Source organism: Sphingomonas sp. (assembly GCF_019749955.1).
Classification (GTDB): Bacteria; Pseudomonadota; Alphaproteobacteria; order Sphingomonadales; family Sphingomonadaceae; genus Sphingomonas.
On sequence record NZ_JAIEPC010000074.1, the window covers coordinates 1 to 3303 of the forward strand.

Consider the following 3303-nt stretch of genomic DNA (forward strand, 5'->3'; position numbering starts at 1 on the left):
TGCCTGTAGATCGGCGTCGAAGCGGGAACCCGCGCTTTTGTCGCGCAGACGCTTGAAGTTGTTCAAGAAAGCCATTTTTGGCGGGGTTCCAATCGGCACCGATTGGGACCCCGCACGCGTGGAGATTCCAAAACAATTGGAGGCGCTTAGCTCAATTCTAATGGGGTCCCGTTTCGGCGCTTATTCACAGTCAGCGACTCTCCCGATATCAAATGCGCGCTCCTGCCAATCGGTCAGAAGGTTTTCTCTATCTGGAGCGCGAAGGCGCGGCTGTTGGTGCGATCGCGAAACTCGATGCTGTTGATCGGTACAATGCCGCGCAGACCGTTATAGCGGGTCAGCGCCCGATCAACGCGGCGGCCGAACAACTGGTTGACTTCAAGCCTCAGCTTGGTCGTGCGCCCAATGTTCCATTCGCCATAGATCGAAAAATCTGGGGCCCGCTTGAACTCGCTTAGCAACTGGCTGCGAAATATCCGGTCGGGCGGGGCGTAGCTGAAACTACCGCCATAGGTGATGCGCGGGTTGACGATGTGCCGATAGCTGATCGTCGTGTCGGCAAACTCGGCCCCCTGCAGCGGCCGCGCCATGCCGTTGAACGGATCGCGCACCGAGGTTTTGCGCCAGGCGGCATCGATCGTCAGTTCGGCCCCGCGCAGCGCAAAGCCAAGCGGGACTGTGGCGAGCAAATCGACACCAAAACTGCTGGCCGACGGCAGATTGCCAACGCCCTGGCCATCGCCCACCGGCACGACATCGATCACATTGGTTAGCCGTTCGCCAACAAAGGTGACGCTGACACTGCCCCGAGCGCCCCAGCGACGTTCGGCCGTCAGACGCAGTCCATCGGTCTGCGACGGCTGGAGCCGGCTGTTGGTCTGGGTCGCCGAACCATCGGCCACTTGTTGCGCGCCAACGAAATCGCCAAAGTCGAGCTGGCCAACTTTGCGCTCGGCCCGCAAGCTCAGGGTGGTCCGGCTCGTCGGGTTCCATGTCACCACGACGCGGGGTTTGAAGAACCGATAAGTGTTCGCGGATTGGAGCGGTTCGGTCAGGGTAATGCGCGACACTTCGACCGCGACAGTGCCTTCGATCGACACCTTCGCGATACCCGACCAGGTTGCCGACAGCGCCGCCGACCCGCGCGTTTCCGCAACGCGCGTGCGCCCGGCATCGAGCGGCGTCGTGCCGCTATTGTCGATCTGCACGAACGCGGTGCTGGCGACCAGCGTCGTGCGCACCCCTTCGATGGCCGCATCGACGGCAAGCTTTGGCCAGCGTGGCGCCCAGGTCGCCCTTAAGATACTCTCGGACTGGTTGTCGTTCGAAGTAAAGCGCGAGCTTGAAACAGTCCCGGAGGGAAACTCCGCTCCAGCCAGCGATGCGCCGTTGTTGTTCGTCCAGGTCTGTAGGCCGATTAGCTTGGCTTCGCCGCGGCCAATGGGACGTTTCAATTCCAGCGACAGTTCCGCACTGCGGCTCGGGTAATCGTCGGATTCGATTTGCGTTCTCGCCGACACAGCAGCGCCCGCCGGAAAAGCGTTGAAACGATAGCTGCGGCCAAAAGCGCCGGACCGCAGCGATGTTGCGAGCGTGGTACTGATCCCGGCGACCGGGCCGGCGATGCTGAACGACCCGGCATAGTTGGTGTTGCGCCGACGATCGATGAGCGGGCCAGCTTCGATCACCGTTCCAGCATTATCGACCAACCGCTGCTGGCCGCTGAGCAGCATGAGCGAGTCGACGCCGCCTTCCAGGCTCGCCGACAGGGCGGCACCGCCAATGGATCCCTTCCACGACCCGGCTGCGGATGGCCCGAACCGATCTCCTTGGGTGGTCTGGCCGCGCAGACGCAGTGTCCCGCTGCTGCCGGTCGATGCCTTGAGGATAACATTGGCCACCAGCCGACTGCCACCACCCTGCAAGCCGGTGGCGGCCCCGTCGAGCAAGTCGATCCGTTCGACGGTGCGGGCCGGAATGCGCCGCAACACTTCGGCAAGGGGGACATCCTTGGTCGCCGGCCGCGCCCCATTGATCAGGACATTGCCCGCCGCATCACCAAAGCCGCGCAGGTTTTCGCTCGCAACCAGCGTGAAACCCGGCACCCGGACCAGCATGTCGAGCGCGTTCTGCGCCTGGATGTCGGCGAAAAATGCCGCCGGATAGCTCGCGCGTGCGGCAGGCGCAGTGGGCGTTTGCGCGCTGGCAGGTGCGTACCACCCGATGATTGCGGCAATGCTGATGGCAATTCGATATCTCATCGGCGCTCCCGCTTTTGGGGAGGCAATAGGTCGTCAGTCCTGCGACAGCGTTGGCGGATGATTGCCATGGTGTTGCGACGGGCCGAAGATGGCTCAGTCTTTGCCCGTGCCGCCAACGGGCAAGATGATTTCAGCCATCGCCCCCCCGCCATCGACCGCGCTCAGTCGCAGCGATCCGTCGTGCGCACGGGCGATGGCGCTGACGATCGCCAGCCCCAACCCCGAGCCACCCGATTGGCGCGAGCGCGATTCATCGCCGCGCGCAAAGGCGGCGGCCAAGGATTGCGGGTCGTCGCTCGGCCATCCGGGGCCATTGTCGCGAACGGCGAGGATGATTTGATCGGCACCGCGGCGCACTGACACCTGAATGTCGGTTCCCGGCGCATAACGAATGGCGTTGGCAACCAGATTGACCAGCGCGCGCTCGATACGCCCCGGATCAACCTGCGCGACGATAGGGGTGGCATCCAGCAGCAACGTACCGCCCCGTCCGGCCGCATCATGCTGCAACGTGTCGACGACTGACGCGGCGAGGCGGTCGAGCGCGACCGGCTCGCGGTCGAGGTGCCTATCCGTACCCAGCGGCGATGCCAGCAGATTGAGGTCGGCGACAACCTGATCGACAAGGCCGATCTGGCGCAACAGGCTGTCCAGCAAGGCCTCATCGAGCGCGAAAACGCCTGATTTCACGCCGATCAACCGACCGCGCAGCACCGATAAGGGCGTGCGCAGTTCATGCGCAATGGCGGCGGAGCGCATGTGCACATCATTGTCGGCAGCGGACAAGGCACGGGTCATTGACGCAAAATCGCGGTGCAGCGCGGCGATTTCCTGCGGAGCCCCCCGCCCTATCGCCGCTGGGGCCTGCCGGTCACCTGTTGCGATTTTGCGCGCGCTGCTGGCAAGTGCCTCGATGGGCGCGGCAATTCTCCCTGCCGAGACGACCGCAAACCCGGCGCAGCAGATGGCGGTCAGCAAGATAAGACCGCCCAGCGCCCAGCCGTAATTCAGGCGCCAGGGCGCAAAGCCGTGATCCATCTTG

At 63.7% G+C, this 3303-nt stretch carries 2 protein-coding genes; both read right to left on the bottom strand.

The window, feature by feature from the left end:
• Positions 1 to 233: 233 nt before the first annotated feature.
• Positions 234 to 2261 (bottom strand): TonB-dependent receptor plug domain-containing protein, encoded by a 2028-nt coding sequence (locus K2W81_RS13405; RefSeq protein WP_294105126.1) that lies wholly within the window; start codon positions 2259 to 2261, stop codon positions 234 to 236.
• 93 nt (positions 2262 to 2354) lie between these two features.
• Positions 2355 to 3303 (bottom strand): HAMP domain-containing sensor histidine kinase (locus K2W81_RS13410; RefSeq protein WP_294105129.1); only part of this gene is annotated, 949 nt, incomplete at its 5' end.

What these genes read in the sequence shown, in the direction of transcription:
- K2W81_RS13405 (WP_294105126.1), bottom strand. Translation starts at nt 2,261, where the DNA reads ATGAGATATCGAATTGCCATCAGCATTGCCGCAATCATCGGGTGGTAC.